Below are 24,143 nucleotides of genomic sequence, written 5' to 3'. Positions count from 1 at the left end.
TTCACAACACATTAAGTAGCATGGTGTCAGCTTTGTCGCAGCACGAAGAGGACCGAAAGATGTATTTGCACAAAGTAGAGGGGCCCAGGTCGGTAACCCTGCCGGATGGAACGGTTTTATCCCGGGCTGATCTGCCGCCAAAAGAGACAACCCGCTGGGTGGCATCCCGTAAAGCGATTGTAGTCCGGGGCGTTCTTTACGGATTGATCACGCTTTCGGAAGCCAAAAACCAATATGGCCTCAGCGATGAAGAATTTAATTCCTGGGTTTCTGCGGTCGCAGAACACGGAACGGACGCTTTAAAGGTCACCACGATAAAAAAATATCGACAACCTAAAGGAGAGTGTGAATAAATGATTCAACGGTAACGTCAGATTAACCATTTTTGAGCAGGCTCGATTTTAATTGGTAAATTGAGCTGAATTGGAGCAGTAAATGCGTATACTTCTTGTCGAGGATGATCCAACCACGTCCAAAAGCATCGAACTGATGCTGACACATGCCAATCTGAACGTATATGCGACAGATTTAGGCGAAGAAGGGATCGACCTGGCAAAACTTTACGATTACGACCTGATCCTCCTTGATCTCAACCTTCCGGATATGAACGGGCATGAAGTGCTGCGCCAGTTGCGGGTTGCGCGGGTGGAAACGCCGATCCTGATCCTGTCGGGGGCCGACGATACAGAAAGTAAAATTAAAGGCTTCGGATTTGGTGCTGACGATTATCTGACCAAACCATTCCATAGAGAAGAATTGGTTGCACGTATTCACGCCATTATTCGCCGCTCAAAAGGGCATTCTCAATCCATAATCCACACCGGGCGCGTTGCAGTGAATCTGGATGCGAAAACCGTCGAAGTGGAAGGCAAGGCTGTTCACCTGACCGGCAAAGAATATCAAATGCTCGAACTTCTGAGCCTTCGAAAGGGAACAACCCTGACTAAAGAGATGTTCCTTAACCATCTCTATGGGGGAATGGATGAGCCCGAATTGAAAATCATTGACGTCTTTATCTGCAAATTGCGCAAAAAACTTAGCAATGCCACCGACGGCGAAAATTATATCGAGACCGTCTGGGGCAGGGGGTATGTGTTACGCGATCCTCAGAAAAACAGCGTCGATGAACCTCGCATTGCGGTTGGCGCCTAGGCGCGCAAGTTTTTCGTCGCCAAGGGTCCGGGGCGACACCCTCGCTCACTGAACAGCACGTCTGGACCTAGCCATGCCCTCGCCCTATCACTGAACTCCAAGAACATTTGACGGGGCGAGGGCATGAGCAATTCCATTTCTGTATCAGACCTGACGGAAGATCAGGCACGCAATGAATTGGCGCGGCTGGCTGGGCTTTTACATCATGCGAACGCATTGTATCACCAGAAAGACGCCCCCGAGATTTCTGATGCCGACTATGATGCGCTGAAACTCAGAAACTCAGAAATCGAGTCGCGATTTCCGCAACTCAAGCGATCTGACAGCCCATCGGATATCGTTGGTGCCCGCCCCGCCGATGGGTTCTCCAAGATTTCACATGCCGTGCGCATGCTGTCTTTGGGCAACGCTTTTCATGACGAGGGCGTCTCTGATTTCGATCGGTCTGTCCGAAAATATCTAGGGTTGGATGACGAGACGAGTTTGAGCTATACGGCTGAGCCCAAGATCGACGGTCTCTCCCTTTCGCTTCGGTATGAGAGGGGTAGGCTTGTCCAGGCGGCCACGCGGGGAGACGGAGAAGTCGGGGAAAATGTTACCGCAAATGCGCTGACTATTTCGGATATCCCACAGGTAATCACCGGCGCACCAGACATCCTTGAGGTTCGCGGCGAGGTCTATATGTCTCACGACGACTTTGATCGTCTAAATGAGAGCCAGTCCAAGAAAGGCGAAAAAACCTTCGCCAATCCGCGAAATGCCGCCGCAGGATCCCTTCGTCAGTTGGATTCCGCAATTACCCGTTCTCGTCCCCTCAAGTTTTTTGCTTATGCCTGGGGGGAGCTGTCTGAGCCTCTGGCAAGCACCCAATACGAAGCCATACAGCGCCTGAAGGAATTCGGATTTTCAACCAACCCGCTAACCCGTTTATGCGCGGATACAAAGCAGATTCTGGATCACTATCGCAGCATCGAGCTGCAGCGCGCGACGCTTGGATATGACATTGATGGTGTGGTCTACAAGGTAAACGATCTTGCGCTGCAATCACGGCTTGGGTTCCGGTCCAGCACACCACGTTGGGCAATTGCGCATAAATTTCCGGCCGAGCTTGCCTGGACCCGTCTTGAAGCGATCGACATTCAGGTTGGCCGCACCGGCGCGCTGAGCCCGGTGGCCAGGCTGCACCCGGTTACTGTCGGCGGTGTGGTCGTGTCGAACGCAACGTTGCACAACGAAGATTACATTTCTGGTAAAGACGCAAAAGGCGGCGAGATACGCGAAGGCAAAGACATTCGGATCGGCGACTGGGTTCAGGTTTATCGCGCCGGCGATGTGATCCCGAAGGTTGCCGATGTCGACATTTCGAAACGCCCGGATGATGCCGAAAAGTTCATCTTCCCGGAAAAATGCCCCGAATGTCACAGCGATGCGATCCGCGAGGAAGGTGACGCGGTCCGTCGCTGTACCGGTGGCGTTATCTGCCCTGCGCAAGCCGTTGAGAAATTGAAGCATTTCGTCTCACGCAAGGCCTTTGATATCGAAGGGTTTGGAGCAAAGCAGATTGAGATGTTCTATGACGATCCCAATCTGCCAGTTCGGACCCCGGCTGATATTTTTACTCTGAAACAACGAGATAGTGCAAACCTGAACAGGCTGGCTAATCGCAAGGGATGGGGGGCGCAGAGCGCCACCAATCTGTGGCAAGCGATTGATGAAAAACGAGTTATTCCACTGGGTCGGTTGCTGTTTGCACTGGGCATTCGACATGTCGGCGAGGCAGCGTCGAACCTAATCGCAACGCATTACGGATCATGGGATGAGCTGGAAAAAGCGGTTACCATAGCGCATAGTCAGACCGGGTCAGAATGGGATGAGCTGCTGAACGTTGACGGTGTTGGTGAGGTTATGGCCCGCGCATTGGTTTCAGCCTTCGCCCAGCCTGCCGAACGGCAGAGCATCGACGATCTTGTGGCTCAGCTTGATGTCCAAGACGCGAAACGGCCCGATACCTCGGGTAGCCCCGTTGCGGGAAAGACCGTGGTTTTTACGGGAATGCTTGAAAAGATGACCCGCGCCGAAGCCAAAGCACGTGCCGAGGCATTGGGCGCTAAAGTGTCGGGGTCGGTGAGCAAAAAGACCGATCTTTTGGTTGCGGGACCGGGCGCTGGATCAAAGGCGAAAAAGGCGGCTGAGCTTGGGATCGAGACGCTCGACGAAGATGGCTGGTTGCAGCTGATCGACGGCAAATGAGCGGTCGTCCCGAATCTCTGTTCCCGCTGTTTTCGCGGCTGGAAACGCTTGACGGCGTGGGGCCGAAGACGGCTCAGGTCTTGGCGCAGTCAGGTGTCGAGACCCCGCGCGACGTCTTGTTCGGGCTGCCTTATGCGGTGATTGATCGGCGCAGGCGCGATACCATTCAAGGCGTCGATTTGCCTTCGACGCTGACCGTAGAAGTCAGCGTTGGCATCCATCGCCCCCCTAGAAACAAGGGCGGTGCGTACCGTGTCCATGTTGAAGACAGCCAGACTGAATTTCAGTTGGTGTTCTTTCATGCCCGCGGCGATTACTTGCAAAAAGTGCTCCCTCAGGGCGCGCGCAGGGTGATTTCTGGCAAGATCGAGCTTTTCGACGGCATTGCTCAGATGGTTCACCCGGATCACATGCTGCCGCCTGCGGATGCAAAGGATATCCCTGAGTTTGAGCCTGTCTATCATTTGACCCAGGGGCTGACCCAGAAAACTGCCTTCAAGGCCGCGCGTAGCGCGGTTGCACTCTCGCCGGAATTGACGGAATGGATTGATCCCGCGCAGGTCGCAAAAGAGAACTGGCCAGACTGGCTGAGCGCTGTACAAGCAGCGCATAATCCGCAGGGTGCGGATGATGTCGCGTCTTTTTCTCCAGCGCATGAGCGTTTGGCCTATGATGAGCTGTTCGCGCATCAACTGACGTTGGCATTGGCCCGCCAAAGAGAGCGCAGGGTCAAGGGGGTCGCCAGCGCTGGTACGGGCAAGCTGCAATCCCGTGTGTTGTCGAACCTGCCATACAAGCCCACCAACGCCCAACAGCGCGCTATTCAAGAGATCGCAGGGGATATGGCCTCCGATACGCGCATGAACAGATTGCTTCAGGGGGATGTTGGGTCCGGCAAGACTCTGGTAGCGTTCATGGCACTGCTGGTCGCGGTCGAGGCGGGCGGGCAGGGCGTCATGATGGCCCCAACCGAGATACTCGCTCAGCAGCATCTGGAAGGGTTGCGCCCCCTCGCCGAAGAGGCGGGCGTGGTTCTGGAAATCCTGACCGGTCGCGACAAGGGGGCGGATCGGCGTGCCAAGCTGTTGGCGCTTCAACGGGGGGATATTCACATTTTGGTGGGCACTCACGCCGTATTTCAAAGCGATGTCGCGTTTCAGGAATTACGGCTGGCAATCGTCGACGAACAGCACCGATTTGGGGTCCGTCAACGTATGGAGCTGTCGGAAAAAGGCAAGGGGGCGGATGTGCTGGTCATGACCGCAACGCCGATCCCGCGCAGTCTGGCCCTGACCCAATATGGTGACATGGACGTGTCCGTGCTTGATGAAAAGCCGCCGGGGCGAAAACCTGTCAAAACAGCGATTGTCAGTACTGAGCGGATTCAGGAAGTCGTCTCGCATTTGCAAAAGGCTATTGCTGAGGGCCGCCAATGCTACTGGGTCTGCCCGCTTGTCGATGAGTCTGAAGTCTCGGATCTGACCGCGGCTGAGGAACGGTTCAAAAGGCTGCGTGCCATTTTGGGGGACGGGGTCGTAGGGCTGGTTCACGGCCAAATGCCGCCCGCCGACAAAGACGCTGCGATGAAGGCATTTCAGCAGGGGCAAACCAAAGTTCTGGTGGCGACCACGGTAATCGAGGTTGGCGTGAATGTTCCAAATGCCTCGATCATGGTCATCGAAAGGGCCGAGATTTTTGGCCTGGCGCAGCTGCATCAGCTGCGCGGTCGTGTTGGGCGAGGCGAGGCAGAATCGACATGTCTGCTGATGTATCAGCCGCCCCTCGGCGAAGGGGGGCGCAAAAGGCTGGAAGTTCTGCGCGAAACCGAAGACGGGTTCAAAATCTCTGAGACAGACCTGCAAATGCGCGGAGCGGGCGATCTGATCGGTACCGCGCAGTCAGGTCTGCCGAAGTTCCGTATCGCCGATTTGGAAAGGCAGGCCGGTTTGATGGCAGTTGCGCAGTCTGACGCAAGGGCTCTGCTGGGCGCGGACGCCAAACTTGAAACGCAAAGGGGCAAGGCGGCTCGTGTTCTTTTGTGGCTGATGAAACAGGATCAGGCAATCCGTTTGATATCAGTTGGTTAGACGAAAACAGGAACATTAGTTCACAAATGTTCTCAAAAAGTTCTTTACCAAGACATCAAAATATGAGAACAAAAGGTCAACAAAGGATTAAAACCCTGACCGGAGGAACCCATATGCTGACCCAGATCAAGACCACCCTAAGTCGTTCCCAGTCGACGCTGTTGCAGGACGCAGCAGGTGCGGTTGCACTGGTGGTCATACTTATGGTCGCACTTCATCTTCCCGGAACGTATTAAGCCTTTCTGCCTGCGATCTCGTGCCGATCACGCCGCGCTTGTCATCCCCATTTCAATCAAGGGTGACCTGCCTGTCCCAATACCCTTGAAGGGCCATGCCTCGGCCCCGCGCGGATATCCGGACCCCACATGAGAAACGCATTACCTGCCGCCGCCCTTTCCGCCCGGAAGGAGCGGCGGTTTTTTTTAGAGCTGGCCGGTTTTCATAATTTCCAACAACGCCGACAGAACCGAGTTTACTGCGACCGATGCCAGGATCATCCCCATGACACGGCTGATGATGGCGGCGCCTGAATGGCCGATCAGCCGAATGATCGGTTCGGCCAGCAACATCAGGACAAAGGCAATCGCAACAACCGACAGCATGACCAAAGCCGTGATCCCCTGATCAGCAACACTGTACCTGTTGTTATCGGTCAAGATGACGATGGCCAGCATCGCACCTGGTGAGGCAAGCGAGGGGACGGCAAGAGGAAAGATCGCTGGGTTGTGTTTGTGGAGTTCGTCTTTGATGTCGTCCTCGGCAGCGCGCTGCTCGACTTCCTGTTTGGGCTCGCCAAAAATCATGGTCAGCGCGAACAGGAAAAGGATAATGCCGCCAGCGACTTGAAAAGAGTTCAGGCCGATATCCAGTGCCTCGATCAGCAGTTGCCCGAAGACCAGGAAAAACAACAGAATCCCGGCGCTGATAAGCGAGGCCACAAGCGCCATTTTGCGGCGTGCAGCGGCCCCAAGCCCTGCGGTAACAGCGATGAAGACCGGGATTGTTCCAATAGGATCAATAACAACCCAAAGCGTGACAAAATGCTCAAGTAAACCGTTCAAAACTGGAATTCCCTTCGTATATTCCGAAAGGCTATAACGTTTCGCCCGTCAAAACCATGTTTAGGCGCAATTTGCACGTTCCGCCTGTTCAAATGCCTCTGCGGTTGCATCAAGAACCAGCAGGATCGAGGCATGGCGGTTCTTATATTCCCGTGCGGGCATCAAAACTTCTAGCCCATCAAATGGGGCCTCGGGTGCCGATCCATCCTTTTTCAGCATGGCGGACAGTTGCTCGCGCGCCTTTTCGACCTGAGCACGCGTTGTTCCGACGATTGCCCCGCCAACAACCGAAGCGGAGGCCTGTCCCAAAGCGCAGGCTTTCACGTCCTGACCGAACTCTGAAATTCTGCCATCCTGAACTTTGACATCAACCGTGATGGTCGACCCGCATAGGGGCGAGCGTTTTTTCACCGTAGCGTCAGCATCATCAAGCCGGCATAGGTGTGGGATGTCAGCAGCAAGGGCCAGAATTCGGCCAGAGTATAGCTTTATCAGGTCATTCTCGCCGGACATGGCTTTCCCTCGTTGAATGTTCCCAATACATAGTGGCCATCCACCGGGATGCAAAAGGTTTTTGTCATGTCTTCCTCAGTCACGTTCGATGCATCAAGTCTGAAATTCAATGAGGCCGGGTTGATTCCCGCCATCGCGCAGGACGAAAACACGGGCGAGGTGTTGATGATGGCCTGGATGAACCAGAGCGCCATTGAAAAGACGCTTGAAACCGGACGCGTGACCTATTGGTCGCGCTCGCGTCAGTCGTTCTGGATCAAGGGCGAAAGCTCGGGCCATGTTCAGGAATTGGTCGATTTCCGCGTGGATTGCGACCGGGATTGCCTGCTTGTTCTTGTGCGCCAGACCGGCCCGGCCTGCCATACCAACCGTCGGTCGTGCTTTTACACAGCGGTCAGAGACGGGGACGAGGTCGAAATCATGACCCCTATGGCTTGATCGGTCAAAGCCCCACCATCGCCCGAATATCTTCGGGCGTCGCCCCTTCGTCGCGGAACTTGGCAATGGCTCGCGCATCGTCGCGTTTAGCCAGCCGTTTGCCGGCCTGATCGCGTATCAGGCAGTGATGCAGGTAGATGGGTGTCGGCAAATTCAACAGCGTCTGCAGCAGAACGTGGATACGTGTGGCTTCGAACAGATCCTGACCGCGAACCACATGCGTAACTTTTTGTGCAGCGTCATCCAGAACGACCGACAGATGATATGACGTCCCCATATCCCGACGCGACAGAACGACATCCCCGATCGTGTCCAACATCTCGGCCTGGGTGAACCGGACTTTACCGGATTCCGCGCTCGGGCCTTCTCCGATCTCTTGAAACGATGCGGTGTTATTATCGTTCTGAAACAGACTTTTAGCTTGTTCTACAGCTGCCGCCATATCCAATCGCAACGGAACATCCAGAGGGCGCGGTTGCTCCGTTGAACCCAGCTGTTCCCAGCGTACACGACAGGTCCCCGGATAGATAATCCCGTCCGGACCAAGAAGTGGGGCTCCTTCCTGGGGAGCGCTGGCCGCGTTGGCGATGTCTTTTCGGTTGCAGCTGCACGGGTACAGCAGCCCCCGCGACCACAGATCGTCCAGCACGGAATCATAGATTGCGGTTCGCGTGGATTGGCACAGCACCGGTTCAGGCCAAGACAGGCCAAGCCAATGCAAATCATCGTAAATCTGGGTTTCCCATTCCGGACGCGAGCGAGATCGGTCGATGTCCTCGATTCTCAGCAAAAACAGCCCATTATTCGACTTTGCAAAATCATGGGCCAAAATCGCCGAATACGCGTGGCCCAGATGCAGTGGTCCTGTGGGCGAAGGTGCAAATCTTGTTACTAAAGTCACACTTTTTCAACAATATAGACGTCAGACTTCATGTCCATTCCCGGAAGGTGCGGGCCGTATTCGCGGAACAGCAATCGTGCCGCGCCCATATCCAGCCAATCGCTGAGGCGAACGGTATAGCTGTGATCTTCAAGCGTATGATCATTAAAGGAAAAAGCAATAAGGCCGCCTGACGGTAACGCGTTGATGAGCATATCCAAAGTCTCAGGTGGTGCGGCACCCACGCCGATGACCCCGATTGCGGTGATGACCTTATACGCGCCAGACTGCAGAGGGCTGGGATCTGCGATGTCAAAGCTGATCAGGTTGCGATAAACCCCTTTGGCCTTGGCGCCCTCTAACATCTGCGGGGTGGGGTCTATTCCATCGACGACCTCAAACCCGACCGCGTTCAGCGCGACACCTGACAGGCCGGTACCGCAGCCATAGTCCAGAATTGGGGTTTTGGGCTCGGGCAGTTGCGACCAGAGAGCCCGGGCGATACGTCCCGGGGTCGCATAACCGTTTGACCCAACCTCATCATCATAAGACGAGGCCCATTTTTGATAATGTGCTTTGGTCGCCTGAGGCGAATCCAGCCCATAGACATCCTTTAGGAATTTATCGCTCATACCGATATGTTAGGACGTCGGGGCCGGACCCGTCCAGTCACCAATGCGCCAACCACTTGGTCCATTCTTCCTTGGCCCGGTCAGTATAGGCCTTGTAGCGGTCTTTTCGGCCACGCCGACCGCCTTTTAACCCATCGACAGGACGGAACAGACCGAAATTCACGTTCATAGGCTGGAATGTCTTTGCCTCGGCACCGCCAGTGATGTGGTGGATCAAAGCGCCCATGGCACTGTCCTGCGGAACTTCGGGAACGGTACGGCCCAACATCTCGGCAGCAGCCAGACGTCCGGCCAAAAGACCCATCGCGGCGCTTTCCACATAACCTTCGACACCGGTAATTTGACCAGCGAACCTGATATTGGGCTTTGATTTCAGTCGCATCTGGGAATCCAGCAATGTCGGAGAATTGATGAACGTATTGCGATGAATACCGCCCAGCCGCGCAAAACTGGCATTCTCCAACCCCGGAATCATGCGGAACACATCGGTTTGGGCTCCGTATTTCATCTTGGTCTGAAAGCCGACAATGTTGAACAATGTTCCTAGCGCGTTATCCCTGCGCAGTTGAACCACCGCGTGAGGCTTTACCTCGGGCTGATGCGGGTTCGTCAGGCCGACCGGCTTCATCGGTCCGTGGCGCAACGTTTCACGACCGCGCTCGGACATAACCTCTATCGGAAGACAGCCATCGAAATAGCCTGCGGTCTCTCCTTCATGGAACTCGGTCTTGTCCGCGGCCAGCAGGGCGTCGATGAAGGCGTCGTACTGGTCTTTGTCCATCGGGCAATTCAGATAAGCGGTCCGCTCTTCTTCGGTTTCGCCCTTGTCATACCGCGATTGCATCCAAGCTTTGCTCATGTCGATGCTGTCTGCATAGACGATTGGTGCAATGGCATCAAAGAACGCCAACGACTCGGCGCCGGTTTCCGCGCGGATTGCTTCTCCCAATCCAGCAGACGTCAGTGGGCCGGTGGCGAAAATCCATTGGCCGTCATCGGGCAGGGCGGTCACTTCTTCGCCAGTGATTTCGACAAGGGGGTGAGCCTTTAACCTGGCCGTCACAGATTCCGCAAACGGGTCGCGATCTACAGCCAATGCGCCCCCGGCCGGCAGTCGGTGCGCATCTGCCGTTTTCAAGATCAACCCTTCGGCCTCGCGCATTTCCCAATGCAGCAGTCCAACGGCGTTCTGTTCGTCATCATCCGACCGGAATGAGTTCGAGCAGACCATCTCGGCCAAGTTGCCGGTCTGATGCGCAAAAGTTCCGACTTTTGGGCGCATTTCGTGAATCACGACCTCGACGCCCATTTCCGCCGCCTGCCATGCGGCCTCGGACCCGGCCATGCCGCCGCCCACGATATGCAATTTCTGTGTCATAAGCTGCCACATAGGGCACAGAAGATCGCAACGCAACACAGCAGCGATGGCGCACGGGAAATCATGTTTTCGAGGGATTTTTGGGGTCGCCGATGCGGGAATGTCTGCGCTAGTGAGAGAAACCAGCTCGGAGGGACCTTCCGCCCACGGCGACCCAAAAAGTGTTCAAGGCCTTAGCCTCGTCTCAGCATTGCCACAGTAACGCCCATTTGAAAAGTCCAAAAATGGCGACATTGCGGAAAAATATGCATGACAAATTCCTTATTGGCTCCAATTTGGATCTCTTTTTCCGATAAATGCAGATATTCCTTCTTCGGTATCCCGATGCATCATATTCTGAGCCATTACCTCGCCGGTATAGGAATAGGCCTGATCCAATGGCATATCCAACTGGCGGTAGAAGGCCTGTTTTCCGACTTTCACGGCAGATCCCAGTTTTGAGGCAAGCTGCTCGGCCAGTGAAACAGCCTCATGCTCCAACAGCATTTCTGGCACCACGCGATTGACAAGACCCAGCTCAGTAGCTCGTGACGCCGGAATGAAATCCCCGGTCGTCAACATCTCGAAGGCGTGTTTGCGTGGAATGTTTCGGCTAAGAGCAACCATTGGGGTCGAACAGAAAAGCCCGATATTCACACCGTTTACGCCAAACCGCGTCCCTTCGGCAGCTACAGCAAGATCGCAGGTTGCAACCAACTGGCATCCGGCCGCCGTAGCAATGCCGTGCACCTGGGCAATAACCGGCTGCGGAAGCGACTGAATTGAAAGCATCATTTTCGCACAGCGATTGAATAGGTCCTGGAAATAGGCTTTGCCGCCGTCTTCAGATTGGCGCCCTGCTGTCATCTGTTTCAGATCATGACCCGCACAAAAAGCTTTGCCTTTACCAGAAAGGATCACCGCCCGGATGGAACTGTCTTCGCGCAGGGCATCAAGTTCAGTCTGTAGCGCAGCCAGCATTTCGTCACTTAGGGCGTTGAGTCGGTCTGGCGCATTCATTGTAAGCCTAGCCACGGCGTCTGCGTCATTTCGTTCCAGAATTCCCATCTTGCCCTCCGATCTGATGTGAGGCCAACTCTAGGTCGGCAAATCCAGGAGGGGAAGTATGTCATTGGCAATGAATCGGGAGGAACTGGAGGATTATATGAGCCAAATCTTCCCCCAGGTCAGTCAGGATTATTCGGTCCAGGATCTGACCGAAGAGTCCATCGTCATGAGACTTGCCGTTGGCGATCGTCATTTGCGCCCCGGTGGGACCGTCTCGGGGCCGTCTATGTTTGGATTAGCTGATGTAAGCGTTTACGCACTGATCCTGGCGCGCAGGGGCCAGCAGTCTCTGGCCGTGACAACCGGTTGTTCAATGGACTTCATGCGTAAACCGGATGGAAATGCAGATTTGATTGCGCGCTGCACCTTGCTGAAGCTAGGAAAAACCCTTGCCGTAGGTGACGTTCTAATATTTTCGGAAGGGTCAGACAAACCCGTCGCACGCGCAACGATGACCTATTCTTTGCCACCAGAGGGGTCAGCTGCGGCAGCTTTTGGGTGAAAAAATGGCCGGGATAAACCCGGCCAAGGAAGAGGTCCCATATAGGGACTGGGGATTACCTAGCCCTGCCAAAAAGGGCGTTCGACCTCTCGTCTGGCCTGATAATTAGTCAGGCCCACATCCTTCAGCAGCCTGTCATCGAGATTGGACAAGTTAATTCGGCTGCGGCGTTGCCGCTCCCATTTTGTGACCGTCGCCGCAAACCGCACGGCCAGTGCGGCAATCAGCGGCAGCCGGGGGCTGTCGTTAAGCGCTATCAGGGCGGGGTTGTGCATTGCGCGTGTCATCTTGGGGTTCCTTTCAAATTGTATTGACACAAACGTAATATGTTCGGTATGAACACTTGATACATTTATAATTGTGCTGCAATCAAAGGAAGAATTGTAATGGATACAATTTGGCCAGAGTCACTGCCTAAATCCAAAGGGCCAAAATATACACTGGTCGCCGATACAATTCGAAAAGCTATAGATAACAATCTTTTGGAAGTTGGTACAAAGCTGCCGCCGGTGCGGGAACTTGCCTATAGGTTACAAATCACACCGGGCACCGTTGCGCGCGCCTATACGATACTCACAGACGAAGGTCTGCTCAGCGCCGAAGTAGGACGTGGTACATTTGTGGCCCCGCCCAAGGCGCCTCTGCTCGATGATGTCTGGGCTCGGCAACTTCATCTCAGAGATGACAAATATGAAGCCAATGTCAGCCTGTTCAGCCCAAGGCTCGCCGATATGGGGCAGGTGGCCCTGATCCGCGAATGTATGCAGAAAGTGGCACAATCCGATCCACGCCTGTTTATGAACTATCCAACCCGCGATGCGTATAAACCTATGCGACAGGCTGTTGTAGATTGGCTTTCCGATTTGCCATTGGGACCAATTTCGCAGGACGATATCGTTCTGACCCACGGCGGACAAAACGGCCTTTGCCTTGTATTTCAGACAATATTACGCGGACCAAAGCCGATCGTTCTGGTTGAGGATCTGTCATATGCGGGGTTCCGACGGGCCGGTGAGTTGATGCGTGCAGAGGTCGTTGGCGTAAAGATGGACAAATGGGGCGTGGATCCCAACGCTATGGAGCATGCCCTTCGCCAGTCGGCGGCGCAGGCCATATGTGTCTCACCCGAGGTTCAAAATCCGACCGGCTCACATACACCACTGGAACGCCGCAAAGAAGTTGTGGAAATCGCGCGGCGGTTCGGCGTCCAGATAATCGAGGACGACTGCTACCGCATGGGTGATGCAAGAGCGCCCAGCTATCGCGCCCTGGCGCCGGAAAGGGGATGGCATGTGTCGTCGATCTCGAAGATTTTGACGCCCGCACTGCGTGTCGGGTTTGCCATAGCGCCGCGCGAGCGCAGCGTTGATCTGCGCCGTTCAGCGGAATATGGCTATTTTGGCCTTGCTCAGCCGCTTGCCGAACTGGCGCGGCTGATGTTGTCTGATCCGCGGACGCGCCAAATCGCAAAAGATGTCCGGACCCGGATGGGGGAATATGTGCGCGTGGCCGTAAACGCCCTAGGTGGGTTCGACCTGAACTGGGCCTCAGATGTACCTTTTGTCTGGCTGAACTTGCCTTCTGGTTGGCGAGCAGCTGCGTTCAGCCGCGCGGCCGAGCGAGAGGGAATTCAACTGCGGTCTGCCGATGAGTTTGCTTTGCGTGACGGGCGCGCACCCAATGCGGTTCGCATAGCCATGAACGGGCATGTATCGTTGGATCAATTCGAGGACGCAATGCAGCGTCTCAGGCGTCTGCTGGATAATCCACCCGAACAGATTTCGGTGTAAGAGGACGCTTGATGGATATTCGCGAAATGCGGGGCAGGGGATTTGTCGTCACACCTATGCTCAATAGTGACTTCGAAGACCTGCACCTTGCAGCCAGCGATCCGTTGATTTGGGCCGGGCATCCCGCCAAATCCCGCCATCAGAAAGAAGTTTTCGCCCCTTATTTCGATTTTCTGTTGAGCGCAGGTGGGTCAGTGACAGTACGCGAAGAGGCGACAGGCCGGGTCATCGGGTGCTCTCGCTATTATGAGCCTCCCGAAGTTCCCGGGGGCATCGGCATCGGATACAGCTTTATTACCCGTGATCACTGGGGCGGAGCCAGCAATCGGGCGATCAAATCGCTGATGGTAAATCGGGTGTTCGGCGAACTGGATGAGGTCTGGTTTCATATCGACCCAACCAACTTGCGATCACAAAAAGGGACCGCGAAACTTTGGGCGCGGTACGTTGATACCCAGCAACTTGTTCTTGGTACCGGGGCTGGGCAGTGGATGCGTTGGGTATTGACGGAAAAAGATTGGCAAAAACATGGGGTAAAATAATACCTATTTTGTAATGCATTGTTTTTGCTAAGTTAAAACTGATTTGTGTGTATTGACCCGCCTTTCGCGTGGGTTTAAACCCCATCCATCGAATTCGGACCGCTCCGTATGGGGGCGGTCTTTCACATCAAACAGGACTATCCTGCCATGAAAACCTTTTCTGCAACACCTGCAGACATCGACAAGAAATGGATCCTGATCGACGCCGAGGGCGTTGTTCTGGGCCGTCTTGCCTCGATCGTCGCCATGCGTCTGCGTGGCAAGCACAAAGCGTCGTTCACCCCGAACATGGACATGGGCGACAATGTCATCGTGATCAACGCTGACAAAATCCAGATGACCGGCAAGAAGCGCGAAGAGAACTTCTACTGGCACACTGGCCACCCGGGCGGCATCAAGTCGCGCACCAAGCAGCAGATCCTCGAGGGCAAATACCCCGAGCGCGTCGTGACCCAGGCGGTCAAGCGCATGCTGCCGGGCAACCGCCTATCGCGTCAGGTTATGACCAACCTGCGTGTTTATGCCGGTGCCGAGCATCCCCATGAGGCGCAAGCGCCCGAAGTTCTGGATGTTGCATCCATGAACAAGAAAAACACCCGGAGCTAATGACCATGGCTGATCAGATCAATACTCTCGAAGAGCTGAGCGCCGTTGCAGGCGTTGAAGCCGTGGCCGAAGAAGTCATCGTGCGTGAACCCGTACGTGACGAACTGGGTCGTGCCTATGCCACCGGCAAGCGTAAAGACGCTGTTGCCCGCGTTTGGATCAAGCCGGGCTCCGGCAAGGTCACCGTGAACGGCAAAGACCAGGACGTGTATTTTGCACGCCCCGTTCTGCAGCTGATCCTGCGCCAGCCTTTCCAGGTTGCCGGCGTAGAAGGTGAGTTCGACGTTGTTGCAACCGTCAAAGGCGGTGGCCTGACCGGTCAAGCCGGTGCGGTTAAGCACGGCGTGTCGAAAGCGCTGCAACTGTACGATCCGTCGCTGCGTGGCGCACTGAAAGCCGCTGGCTTCCTGACCCGCGACAGCCGCGTTGTGGAACGTAAGAAATACGGTAAGCGCAAAGCGCGTCGTTCGTTCCAGTTCTCCAAGCGTTAATCGCTGGCACGAACCTTCAAGACTGTTTCAAACGGCCGCACAATGTTGCGGCCGTTTTTCTTTTGTTGATTGGGATTTAGTTTGCCGAATCTGTTGTCGAACTCAGCCAGCTGCTTTGGTTTCGATCAGCGGGGCCAGAATCTGGAACATGAAGTCAGACAGAACCCTGTTGCCGTCCGCATTCAGATGGCCATCGTATCTGAAATACAGGTCTTCACCCTTGGTGCTGTATTCCTCAGCGAGGTAGGGCAGCGCTTCGTGCCACTGAAACCCTTGCTCGGCCACCATCCCCTCCATCAGGCGGTCGGGTAGGCCGGGATCGACCTCGGGATCAGAAGATGTTTTCGCGGCCTGAAGAACCTGAAACAACTGTGGGACGGACACGACCACAAGCTCGGATCCCTGCGACTGCGTGAAGGTTGCCATGCGGGAAAACACCTGCTTTGTCGTCTCGACTTTGGCTTGAAACAGATCGCTCATCGGGGTGGTGAAAAAGGCCTTTCGCGGCGTCATCAGGTACAGTTGGGTATAGGTCTGATCGTTCGCCATCAGCATTCGCTTTAACAGCGTTACCGAGTGTAGCGAGGATTTCTTGATATTCCCCGAGCCTACAACCGAACTGACATCGCTAAAGGCGACATCAACGCCATCAACGGTCCGAATGGGCTCATTTGCGAACATATCATTGGGAAGAAAGGTCACCAGCACGATATCAGGGTCATATTTTTCGCTTAACCGCTCAAGATACAGCGCCTGTTGAGATGTGTTATATCCCGGAACACCTGCGTTGATCAGCTGAACAGGCATGCCTTGATCCAGGAACTTCTGGGCCAAGAGTTCTGGCCAGATATCGCCCAGCTCATTTGAGGCGCCGAAGGTAAAGGAATCTCCCAGCAACAGGATCTTGATGGTTTTTCCATCGTCTGATGCACTGGCTGGAAAGCGGGTTTCACGAAACCCGTTTTCGTCGACTTTATACTCAACCGTGAATTCTGGTGCATTTATGGCGACGACGGTGTTTGGCCTGTTCGTATGCCCGACGACCGGGTCCTTCAATCCAAGTGGACCACCCTCTGGATATGTTGTCAGAACGCCTTGTGGTGACAGCCAACGGATGCCCAGCTCCACACCAGCAAGAAGCGTTGCAGAGATCATTACGATGATCAGAAAGTTCAGAGTTTTTGACCGCATTTTTTATCTAACTACCTAGAATACCATTTACCGAATTGGTCCCGTTATCGTTGTAATGACGAGGACGCACAAAAAACATTTCTGAATGTTGAGATTAACAGCCCGCACACGTCAAGCGTGAGACGAAAAGAAAGTCACTCCAACACGGATTTGTCAGTCCGTTTCACGTCCTAAAGCCTGTTGAGCCAAAGCAAGGAATTTCTGCCGAGTCTGGTCGATCTTTCGTTTGTTCAGGCTTGGGAACCACCGGCGAACAGGGATCGCCTGCTTATTTCCGAAACTGTCTATCCAGACCCATCGTCCAGACCCGTGGGCCAGCGTCTGATAGACGATGTTGCCGGGGTTCTGGTTACTGACCAAAACGTTCTCTTTGACCAAAATGTCAAAATGCGCGTTCAACGAATCCAAGTGATGCGGCTTAAGGTGACGGCTTTGGACCAAGCCAATAAGACTGGGCGATAGCTGTCCGTCAGGCTCGGAAATCCGCTCGTACATAAGCGCCAGACCCAGGTCCGTCTGAACCACACCTCGCACCTCACATACGGGGATAGGGGCAGCGGATTTCTGGTGACGCACCATAAGATCAAACGACTCGTGAAACTCGCGCAGAAATCCTTTGAACGCCGTCGAGCGTCGAAACATCCGATCAAACCAGGTATCCGTCACAAGATGAGCTTCGTCATCTATCGTCTGAGGTTGCGGGATCTTCAGCAGAGTGTCCGGCAGATCAGGGTGTTGATAGACAAATTGCCGATTACCCTGCGCGATGATCTTACGATCTTTCAACGATAACAGATTTTCGATTCGAGTTTTTTCCATTTCGCCTAACTATAGTGGTTTTGCATTGGAACCAATTATCCGCAGGTGGATAGCCCAAAACAAAATGAAAAAGCCGTCCGTATTGGAACGGACGGCTCATGGTTTCTAACGCCTGAATGCTGATCAAACTCTGTTTTTCAGACGTTACTCTTCGTGGACCAGCTTCCAAGCACCGTTTTCAACAACGCTCACAAACACCGTGTCGGCACCTTGGTGGTCGTCCGGCGAAAACGAGATGTGATTTCCAACCAGTTCGTCGTTGTAGTCGAGTGTCTCCATCGCAGCGATAAAACTGTCATGAGTCAGATCGGGGCCAGCGGCGTCCAGCGCCTTAACCATCATTTCAGCCGCAGAATAGCCCAACATCGCAAATCCAACGGGGTCTTCGCCTGTTGCAGCCTTATACTCTTCGATGAAGGCTGCAGGGGCCGGTTGATCCGCGCGGGCCCACAAGTCCAGCCATGAGGCGGCGGCATAAAAACCATCCGTCACGCCACCCGGCACCTGGGCAACGACGGTCAGGAAGCTGGCTGATGTTCCCAAGAATTTCATATCCGTTAGACCCATCTTTTTGGCGGTGCCAACCACGGTGATCGCCTGCCGAACCCCAAGGGCCATGGTGACGATGTCGCAGCCTTCATCTCTGAGCTTGCTCAGAGAGCCCACGAAATCGGTCTCATCGGGCTTGTGGGTGGTTTCTGTGCCAAATCCGATCCCAGCCTCTTCGGCACCCGCCTTGCTGCCTTCCAGAATCTCCTCGCCGAAATCGGTGGGCAGATACATGGTGCAGACTGTTTGCGATCCGAATTCGCCGGCCAGATAGTTCACGCCGACACGCGCCTGATCGAAATAGGTGGAAAAGGACGTGAATTTGTTGCGCACTGGTTCTTGCAGCATTTTCTGCGACGACGTCAAAGGCGCGACATTCGGAATGCCCTTGGGATCCAGCAGTTTGAATCCGGCCAGGTTCATCGGCGTACCCAGAGATTGCAACATCGCAAACACCTTGTCGCGGTTCAGCAACTTGTTGTAGCCCTGCATCGCGCGCGGCATCTGATAGCCATTATCCTCAACCACAAAACGGATGGTCCGACCGTGAACACCACCTGCAGCGTTCACGCGGTCGAACACCACATTGGCGCCTTTGGTGGCTGGGACACCAACAGCGGCGAAGATACCGCTCAGATCATTGACCGAGCCGATTACGATCTCATCATCCGTAACACCCTGTGTCTGAGCGCTGGAGAGTGTCGCGACAGCCGTCAAAACTGTGGCAGCGGACAGCCGTTTAATCAGATTCCTCATTATAATCCTCCCTTTGGATAACGTTTTGTCTAATTGTACATGTCTTCAATAAGATGTTCGTGTTTCTTTTCCACAAAGCTGCGCTTGAGCTTCATTGTGGCCGTCAGTTCGTCATCATCTGCCGTCAGCAGAACATCTATCAGGCGGAAATCCTTGATCTGCTCAACCCGTGCGAAATCCTTGTTTGCGGCACCCACTTCGTCTTTGATCTGGTCCCGAACCTCGGCGGAGGCACAAAGAGAGGTAAAATTCGAGAAGGGGACCTTTCGATCCTGCGCAAATTTCTCCACGTTTTCCTGATCAATCATGATTAGTGCAGTCAGGAACTTGCGCTTATCACCAATTACAACTGCGTCCGAGATAAACGGGCTGAACTTGAGACGGCTTTCAATCTCGGCCGGGGCGATATTTTTGCCGCCCGCCGTGATGATAAGATCTTTGAGGCGGCCCGTAATGGTCACGAAACCGTCTTGGTCGATCTGGCCCATATCACCAGTACGCAACCAACCATCCGCAGTGAAAGTCTCGGCTGTTTTGGCGTTGTTTCGCCAGTAACCTTGAAAGATGTTCAGCCCTTTAAGCTGAATCTCTCCGCCTTCGGAAATACGGACGTCATTAACGGGCACAGCCTTTCCAATGGTTCCGATCCTGTTGTTTCCAAGTGTATTCAATGTTGCCAGGCCCGATGTTTCGGTCATACCAAAACCTTCGACCAGAGGTACACCAATGGCCCAGTACCATTTCAGCAAATCCGCCGAAATCGGGGCGGCGCCGCTTCCACCGCGCCGCATATTGTCCAGCCCCAGCATCCGGCGCAGGTTACGCAGAACCAAACGATCCCAAAACCAGTACTGCGCGGCAACACTGGCCGGGACCGGCTTGCCCGCCAGGATATATTCGGCACGTGCCAGACCCGCCTTTACCGCCATTCCAAAGGCCGCGCGCCCGGTCGAGGTTGCATCCTGGGCCATGATCTGAACCTGAGAATAGATCTTTTCCCAGACACGCGGGACCGCCGTAAACGTCGAAGGAGAAACCTCTTGCAGATTTGCGAAAACAGTCTCGGGGCTTTCGGCAAAGTTGACGACAGATTTCGTTGCCAGCGGGAAATATATGGAAACATCACGCTCGAGGATGTGGCAGAGCGGCAAAAAGCACAGCTGTTCATCTGTTTCCAATGCGGGCAAGGAATGGGCGCCGGCTTCGATTGCGGCCAGGATGTTCTCGTGGCTCAGCATTGCGCCTTTTGGCATGCCGGTCGTGCCCGATGTATAAACCAGAAGAGCGGTATCCTGCGGGGATGCAAGCGCGATTTCGGCGTCAAAGCGGTTCGGCTCTTCACGCTCGGTTTGCTGACCTAGCTCATAAAGATCGCCGATCAACATGCAGCGGTCATGGTCCAGGTCATGCAGACCTTCATCCTCAAGGATGATAACCTTCAAAAGATTGGAAAGATCACCTTCGACCTCAAGGAACTTGTCCAACTGCTCTTCATTTTCGACCACCAGAAAACGACTGCCACTGTCATTGATCAGATATTTCAGTTGCGCGGCCGAATCCGTCGTATAGATGCCCGAGGCGATCCCCCCGACGCCCTGAATGCCCATATCGAACCAAGCCCATTCTTTTCGGTCCTCGGACAGGATCGATACGACCTCACCGCGTTTCAAACCGAGCTTTTGCAGGGCGAGGCCTATCCATTTCGCGTGCTGCCAGTAATCCGCCCAGGAATAGGATTTCCAGATACCGAAATCCTTTTCACGATGCGCCGTACGCGCGCCCAAATCGGCACAACGCTTTTGAAATAGTTGCCCGATGGTTGTGCATTCGTCCACATAGACCGGTCGCTGACCGGGATTTGCGTTGTACTGAACACCGTTGATCATGATCTGAGAGGGCAGGGTGCTTATATTCATGCTGCTCACCTCCACGTCTTCTTGCGTTTCCAGCGACGGTTTTCACGCGAACCTTCTTCCTGCACGCCCAGATAGAAATTCTGGATATCTTCTGACCGCATCAGTTCATCCGCGGCACCATCCATGACAATGCGCCCAACCTCCATGACATAGCCGTGATGGGCCAGTTCCAGCGCAGCATTGGCGTTCTGCTCAACCAGCATCATCGTCATGTTCTGCTCGTCGTTCAGGCGCTTCAGGATGCCGAAAATCTCTTGCACAAGCAAAGGGGACAGGCCCAGAGACGGTTCGTCCAGTAACATGATCCTTGGATTTGCCATCAACCCCCTCCCGATTGCCAACATCTGTTGTTGGCCTCCGGATAAGGTCCCCGCCTCTTGATTGCGGCGTTCTTTCAGGATCGGGAAGTATGAAAAAACCAGATCGCGATCATGATCAATTTGCCCCCGGTCCGACGAGGTATAGGCCCCGAGACTCAGGTTCTCATCCACGGTCAAAAGGGGGAATACTTCGCGCCCTTCGGGTACGTGGACGACGCCTTTCTGCACAACTTTATGTGGCTCAGCCCCTTGAATTTCGACCCCGTCAAAGCTGATCTTGCCCTTTTCCGGGTCCATTACGCCGGACACGGTTTTCATCAATGTAGTCTTGCCGGCCCCATTGGCCCCAAGGATCGACACGATTTTACCCGGATGCACATCCAGCGACACGCCCCGGATTGCCATGATTGGCCCGTAAAAACTTTCGACATTGCGAATGGTCAGGATCGGATCGCTCATGACACTTTCCCCAGATAGGCCTCAACCACTGCCGGGTGTGACTGCACCTGCGCAGGAGTTCCCAGTGCGAGCATTGCCCCATCCGCCATTGCAAGGACCCGATCCGAGACGCCCGAGACCAAAGCCATGTCATGTTCGACCATCAGCACCGTAATCCCCATCTGCCGCCGGATATCATCTATCCACCAGCGCATATCGGTCGTTTCCTCGACCGACAGCCCCGAGGCCGGTTCATCCAGCAGTAACAACTTGGGATCGGTGGCCAGGGCGCGGGCAACTTCAACCACTTTGCGCACACCGTAAGGTAGGCCTGATATCATCTTGTCGCGATAGGCCTGCAGATCAAGAAAATCGATGATTTCTTCAACCTTTTCACGGTTTTCGATCTCTTGCCGCCGGGCCGACGGCAGGAACAGCACCTCGGATAAAAGTTTTGTCTTGCGGTGCCGATGACGCCCGACCAGCAGGTTCTGCAGAACAGTGGCGTGTTCGAACAGTTCGATATTCTGAAACGTCCGCGCAACACCAAAAGCTGCAACGCCGGACGGTTTCACCTGCAGCAAGTCATGCCCGTCATACCGGATTGAACCCTCTATTGGTTCATAAAAGCGCGAGATCAGATTGAAAACGGTCGATTTACCCGCGCCATTGGGGCCGACTATGGCAAAAACCTCGCCGTCTTCGACTGAAAAGGACAGGTCGTTCACAGCCGTGACGCCACCAAATTTCAAGGTGACATTCTTAAATTCAAGCAGGCTCATCTCAGACGCTCCGTCTTGAGATAGGATTTCTGACGTTTGAACATGTCCTTGCGATAGAAGGGAAACAGTTCGAACCATGTCCGGATTTTCAGCCAACGTCCATACATCCCCATGGGCTCAAACAGGATAAAGGCGATCAGGATCATGCCGAAGATTCCAAATTCCAATCCCGGAATTGCGACGGTGCTGCCCCCGAAAACTGCGCCGACATACTCTTTTGCGATCGACAAAAATTGCGGCAGAAACCCTATGACGACAGCGCCCAGGAATGCCCCGTGGATTGAGCCCAGACCACCGATCACGATCATCATCAGCAACTGAATTGAGATTAGGACGCTGAATGTCTCGTTATTGAACGCGCCCGAGAACATACCCATCAGAGCACCTGCCCAGCCGGTCACAGCGCAGGACAGGGCAAATGAGATCATCTTGGTTTGCGCAATATCAACACCCATCGCCTGGGCCGAGACCTCAGAATCTCGCACGGCGATGAAACTGCGCCCAAGCGGTGCGCGCAGCAGGTTGATATAGCCCAGAGTGACCAGAACCGCGACTGCAAGCACCAGCCAGAAGAATTGGACCGGCGTAGCCCAGCGATCGACCATGAATCCAAATATCTCGACCCCGCCGATATATTTACCGGCGACCCCGCCGGTGATCGGCTCGGCCAGGACAATCACGTCATCCATCAGGATCGATAGGGCCATGGTAAAGATTGCCAGGTAGATACCGTGAAGGCGCAGGGCCGGGATAGCAACGGTCACCCCTGCTATCCCGGTCAGGATACCGGCGATCGGGAAGGCCAGCAGGAATGGCAAGCCTGCCTCAATCAAGATGATATTCGCATAGCACCCAAAGGCCAGAAAAGCCGCATGCCCAAGGCTGACCTGTCCGGTATGGCCGGTCAGTATCATCAACCCAAGACCTGCAATCGCCCAGATCAAAACATTTGTCAGCTCACCCAGATAGAATGCGTCCAACCACCATGGAGCGGCGATCACGACGCCTAGAAGGATCAGGTATAGGCTCAGTTGATACCGGTCTTTCCAAGGCCGGATATCTTGCATGTAACTGGTCTTGAAAATGATCCGCATCGCTTAAACCTTTTTGACCCTAACTTGGCTGAACAGCCCATTGGGGCGAAAGATCAGGACAGCCAACAACAGCGCATAAGGTGCAATCTGACTGTACCCAGCAGCGATATAGCGACTGGCAAACGGTTCGATTACGCCAACGATCAAACCTCCGGCCAATGCTCCAGGTAAACTTCCGAATCCGCCAATGACCGCAGCGGCGAAGGCCTTAATGCCCAGAAGTCCTGTTGCCGGGTCCACGGATCCTTTGGCGGCAAACAAAATGCCTGCGATACCCGCAACCACGCCTGCCAACGCCCAGATGAAACCCTGCACGCGTTTTACCGGGATTCCCATATAATAGGCCGCCAGCTGATTTTGTGAGGCACCCTGCATTGCAAGCCCAAGCTTGGTGCGACTGAAGAACTGGTACAGCCCCCAGGTCAGCAGAACGGTAACGACAATAACCGCCACGTCCTCCATCCCCAGTACAAGGCCACCAAAACGCACTTCTTTTCCGGCCAGTGGATTCTGCAGCGTCTGCGGTTCGTGCCCCCAAATCAGACCAGCGACAAATCGGATTACAAAGCCCAGGGCGATGGTCAGAATGACCACAGCCGTCTGGCTTTCCCCGAAAAGTCGCCGAATGATCAACCGGTCCAGCAAGTACCCCAGCACGCCCATGATCCCCAACGAGATCGGCAAGGCTAGCCAAAAAGGCAGCCCCATATATTCGGCATTTGTAAGCCCGATGGTAACAAAGGCGCCCAGCATCATGAGGTCACCCTGTGCGAAGTTCACTGCCTCGGTCGCCTTGTAAATCAGAACAAATCCGAGCGCGATCAGCCCATAGACACAGCCATTCGCCAGCCCGCTAATCAGCAGCTGCGCATTATCCAAACTCACCTCCCTATACCGGTTGCTCCGGGT

General features: G+C 54.5%; 26 protein-coding genes. 11 read left to right on the top strand and 15 right to left on the bottom strand.

The window, feature by feature from the left end; genetic code table 11:
• Positions 1 to 59 precede the first annotated feature (59 nt).
• The 5 genes from sciP (at position 60) to AC2FIP_RS03235 (ending at position 5,725) form a co-directional block, all read left to right on the top strand.
• Positions 60 to 353, top strand: coding sequence for a CtrA inhibitor SciP (sciP, locus tag AC2FIP_RS03255; protein ID WP_281994636.1), 294 nt, complete (start codon positions 60 to 62; stop codon positions 351 to 353).
• A gap of 82 nt (positions 354 to 435) precedes the next feature.
• Positions 436 to 1,152 (top strand): response regulator transcription factor CtrA, encoded by a 717-nt coding sequence (gene ctrA, locus AC2FIP_RS03250; RefSeq protein WP_496691262.1) that lies wholly within the window; start codon positions 436 to 438, stop codon positions 1,150 to 1,152.
• 123 nt (positions 1,153 to 1,275) lie between these two features.
• Positions 1,276 to 3,402, top strand: a complete 2,127-nt coding sequence (ligA, locus tag AC2FIP_RS03245) for an NAD-dependent DNA ligase LigA (protein ID WP_496785156.1) — start codon at positions 1,276 to 1,278, stop codon at positions 3,400 to 3,402.
• Positions 3,399 to 5,489: an ATP-dependent DNA helicase RecG gene (gene recG, locus AC2FIP_RS03240; RefSeq protein WP_496785155.1), complete on the top strand. Its 2,091-nt coding sequence runs from the start codon at positions 3,399 to 3,401 to the stop codon at positions 5,487 to 5,489. The genes ligA and recG overlap by 4 nt, the downstream gene beginning before the upstream one ends.
• A 62-nt stretch (positions 5,490 to 5,551) precedes the next feature.
• Complete coding sequence (locus AC2FIP_RS03235; protein ID WP_496676229.1) at positions 5,552 to 5,725, top strand: hypothetical protein; 174 nt, start codon at positions 5,552 to 5,554, stop codon at positions 5,723 to 5,725.
• A 186-nt stretch (positions 5,726 to 5,911) separates the two neighbouring features.
• Here AC2FIP_RS03235 and AC2FIP_RS03230 read toward each other — a convergent pair whose 3' ends face one another.
• Positions 5,912 to 6,550, bottom strand: coding sequence for a MarC family protein (locus tag AC2FIP_RS03230; RefSeq protein ID WP_142633886.1), 639 nt, complete (start codon positions 6,548 to 6,550; stop codon positions 5,912 to 5,914).
• A 60-nt stretch (positions 6,551 to 6,610) separates the two neighbouring features.
• Positions 6,611 to 7,063: an iron-sulfur cluster assembly scaffold protein gene (locus tag AC2FIP_RS03225; RefSeq protein ID WP_281972123.1), complete on the bottom strand. Its 453-nt coding sequence runs from the start codon at positions 7,061 to 7,063 to the stop codon at positions 6,611 to 6,613.
• 48 nt (positions 7,064 to 7,111) lie between these two features.
• Here AC2FIP_RS03225 and hisI point away from each other — a divergent pair, with 48 nt between their 5' ends.
• Positions 7,112 to 7,501 (top strand): phosphoribosyl-AMP cyclohydrolase, encoded by a 390-nt coding sequence (hisI, locus tag AC2FIP_RS03220; RefSeq protein WP_496707809.1) that lies wholly within the window; start codon positions 7,112 to 7,114, stop codon positions 7,499 to 7,501.
• Positions 7,502 to 7,505: 4 nt separating this feature from the next.
• On the opposite strand, the gene gluQRS is transcribed toward hisI, so the two are convergent.
• The 4 genes from gluQRS to AC2FIP_RS03200 form a co-directional block, all read right to left on the bottom strand.
• The gene (gene gluQRS, locus AC2FIP_RS03215) at positions 7,506 to 8,402 is read right to left on the bottom strand and encodes a tRNA glutamyl-Q(34) synthetase GluQRS (RefSeq protein WP_496785153.1); all 897 of its coding nucleotides are present in this window, start codon (positions 8,400 to 8,402) and stop codon (positions 7,506 to 7,508) included.
• Positions 8,399 to 9,013 carry a class I SAM-dependent DNA methyltransferase gene (locus tag AC2FIP_RS03210; protein WP_496704634.1) on the bottom strand — a complete coding sequence of 205 codons (615 nt, stop codon included), beginning with the start codon at positions 9,011 to 9,013 and terminating at the stop codon, positions 8,399 to 8,401. The genes gluQRS and AC2FIP_RS03210 overlap by 4 nt, the downstream gene beginning before the upstream one ends.
• 37 nt (positions 9,014 to 9,050) lie before the next feature.
• Positions 9,051 to 10,391 carry a methylenetetrahydrofolate--tRNA-(uracil(54)-C(5))-methyltransferase (FADH(2)-oxidizing) TrmFO gene (gene trmFO / locus AC2FIP_RS03205; RefSeq protein ID WP_496785151.1) on the bottom strand — a complete coding sequence of 447 codons (1,341 nt, stop codon included), beginning with the start codon at positions 10,389 to 10,391 and terminating at the stop codon, positions 9,051 to 9,053.
• Between the two features lie 261 nt (positions 10,392 to 10,652).
• Positions 10,653 to 11,438, bottom strand: a complete 786-nt coding sequence (locus AC2FIP_RS03200; RefSeq protein ID WP_496785149.1) for an enoyl-CoA hydratase — start codon at positions 11,436 to 11,438, stop codon at positions 10,653 to 10,655.
• Between the two features lie 58 nt (positions 11,439 to 11,496).
• Here AC2FIP_RS03200 and AC2FIP_RS03195 point away from each other — a divergent pair, with 58 nt between their 5' ends.
• Complete coding sequence (locus AC2FIP_RS03195) at positions 11,497 to 11,940, top strand: PaaI family thioesterase (protein ID WP_142633872.1); 444 nt, start codon at positions 11,497 to 11,499, stop codon at positions 11,938 to 11,940.
• Between the two features lie 59 nt (positions 11,941 to 11,999).
• On the opposite strand, the gene AC2FIP_RS03190 is transcribed toward AC2FIP_RS03195, so the two are convergent.
• Complete coding sequence (locus AC2FIP_RS03190) at positions 12,000 to 12,227, bottom strand: DUF1127 domain-containing protein (protein ID WP_496704631.1); 228 nt, start codon at positions 12,225 to 12,227, stop codon at positions 12,000 to 12,002.
• Positions 12,228 to 12,326: 99 nt separating this feature from the next.
• Here AC2FIP_RS03190 and AC2FIP_RS03185 point away from each other — a divergent pair, with 99 nt between their 5' ends.
• From AC2FIP_RS03185 to rpsI, 4 genes are all read left to right on the top strand, one after another.
• Complete coding sequence (locus AC2FIP_RS03185; protein ID WP_496691254.1) at positions 12,327 to 13,730, top strand: aminotransferase-like domain-containing protein; 1,404 nt, start codon at positions 12,327 to 12,329, stop codon at positions 13,728 to 13,730.
• A gap of 11 nt (positions 13,731 to 13,741) precedes the next feature.
• Positions 13,742 to 14,272: a GNAT family N-acetyltransferase gene (locus AC2FIP_RS03180; protein ID WP_496785148.1), complete on the top strand. Its 531-nt coding sequence runs from the start codon at positions 13,742 to 13,744 to the stop codon at positions 14,270 to 14,272.
• A gap of 147 nt (positions 14,273 to 14,419) precedes the next feature.
• Positions 14,420 to 14,878, top strand: coding sequence for a 50S ribosomal protein L13 (rplM, locus tag AC2FIP_RS03175; RefSeq protein WP_113790645.1), 459 nt, complete (start codon positions 14,420 to 14,422; stop codon positions 14,876 to 14,878).
• A 5-nt stretch (positions 14,879 to 14,883) separates the two neighbouring features.
• Positions 14,884 to 15,369, top strand: coding sequence for a 30S ribosomal protein S9 (gene rpsI / locus AC2FIP_RS03170; RefSeq protein WP_281972117.1), 486 nt, complete (start codon positions 14,884 to 14,886; stop codon positions 15,367 to 15,369).
• Positions 15,370 to 15,471: 102 nt separating this feature from the next.
• Here rpsI and AC2FIP_RS03165 read toward each other — a convergent pair whose 3' ends face one another.
• The 8 genes from AC2FIP_RS03165 to AC2FIP_RS03130 all read right to left on the bottom strand — a co-directional run bounded on the left by AC2FIP_RS03165 (position 15,472) and on the right by AC2FIP_RS03130 (position 24,113).
• Positions 15,472 to 16,560: an SGNH/GDSL hydrolase family protein gene (locus AC2FIP_RS03165; RefSeq protein ID WP_496785146.1), complete on the bottom strand. Its 1,089-nt coding sequence runs from the start codon at positions 16,558 to 16,560 to the stop codon at positions 15,472 to 15,474.
• Between the two features lie 153 nt (positions 16,561 to 16,713).
• Positions 16,714 to 17,379: a YrbL family protein gene (locus AC2FIP_RS03160; RefSeq protein ID WP_496785145.1), complete on the bottom strand. Its 666-nt coding sequence runs from the start codon at positions 17,377 to 17,379 to the stop codon at positions 16,714 to 16,716.
• A gap of 144 nt (positions 17,380 to 17,523) precedes the next feature.
• Positions 17,524 to 18,684 (bottom strand): ABC transporter substrate-binding protein, encoded by a 1,161-nt coding sequence (locus tag AC2FIP_RS03155; protein WP_496688051.1) that lies wholly within the window; start codon positions 18,682 to 18,684, stop codon positions 17,524 to 17,526.
• Positions 18,685 to 18,713: 29 nt separating this feature from the next.
• On the bottom strand, positions 18,714 to 20,600 hold the full coding sequence (locus tag AC2FIP_RS03150; RefSeq protein WP_496785144.1) for an AMP-dependent synthetase/ligase: 1,887 nt from the start codon (positions 20,598 to 20,600) through the stop codon (positions 18,714 to 18,716).
• Between the two features lie 5 nt (positions 20,601 to 20,605).
• Positions 20,606 to 21,379 carry an ABC transporter ATP-binding protein gene (locus AC2FIP_RS03145; protein ID WP_496785142.1) on the bottom strand — a complete coding sequence of 258 codons (774 nt, stop codon included), beginning with the start codon at positions 21,377 to 21,379 and terminating at the stop codon, positions 20,606 to 20,608.
• The gene (locus tag AC2FIP_RS03140) at positions 21,376 to 22,140 is read right to left on the bottom strand and encodes an ABC transporter ATP-binding protein (RefSeq protein ID WP_496691247.1); all 765 of its coding nucleotides are present in this window, start codon (positions 22,138 to 22,140) and stop codon (positions 21,376 to 21,378) included. The genes AC2FIP_RS03145 and AC2FIP_RS03140 overlap by 4 nt, the downstream gene beginning before the upstream one ends.
• A complete protein-coding gene (locus AC2FIP_RS03135; RefSeq protein ID WP_142633851.1) occupies positions 22,137 to 23,234 on the bottom strand; it encodes a branched-chain amino acid ABC transporter permease in 1,098 nt (365 codons plus the stop codon). Before AC2FIP_RS03135 ends, AC2FIP_RS03140 begins: the two co-directional genes overlap by 4 nt.
• 3 nt (positions 23,235 to 23,237) lie before the next feature.
• Complete coding sequence (locus AC2FIP_RS03130; RefSeq protein ID WP_496785141.1) at positions 23,238 to 24,113, bottom strand: branched-chain amino acid ABC transporter permease; 876 nt, start codon at positions 24,111 to 24,113, stop codon at positions 23,238 to 23,240.
• Positions 24,114 to 24,143: the final 30 nt, after the last annotated feature.

The organism is Ruegeria sp. CDSB114 (genome assembly GCF_059611025.1).
This window is presented reverse-complemented; position numbering and strand designations above follow the sequence as displayed.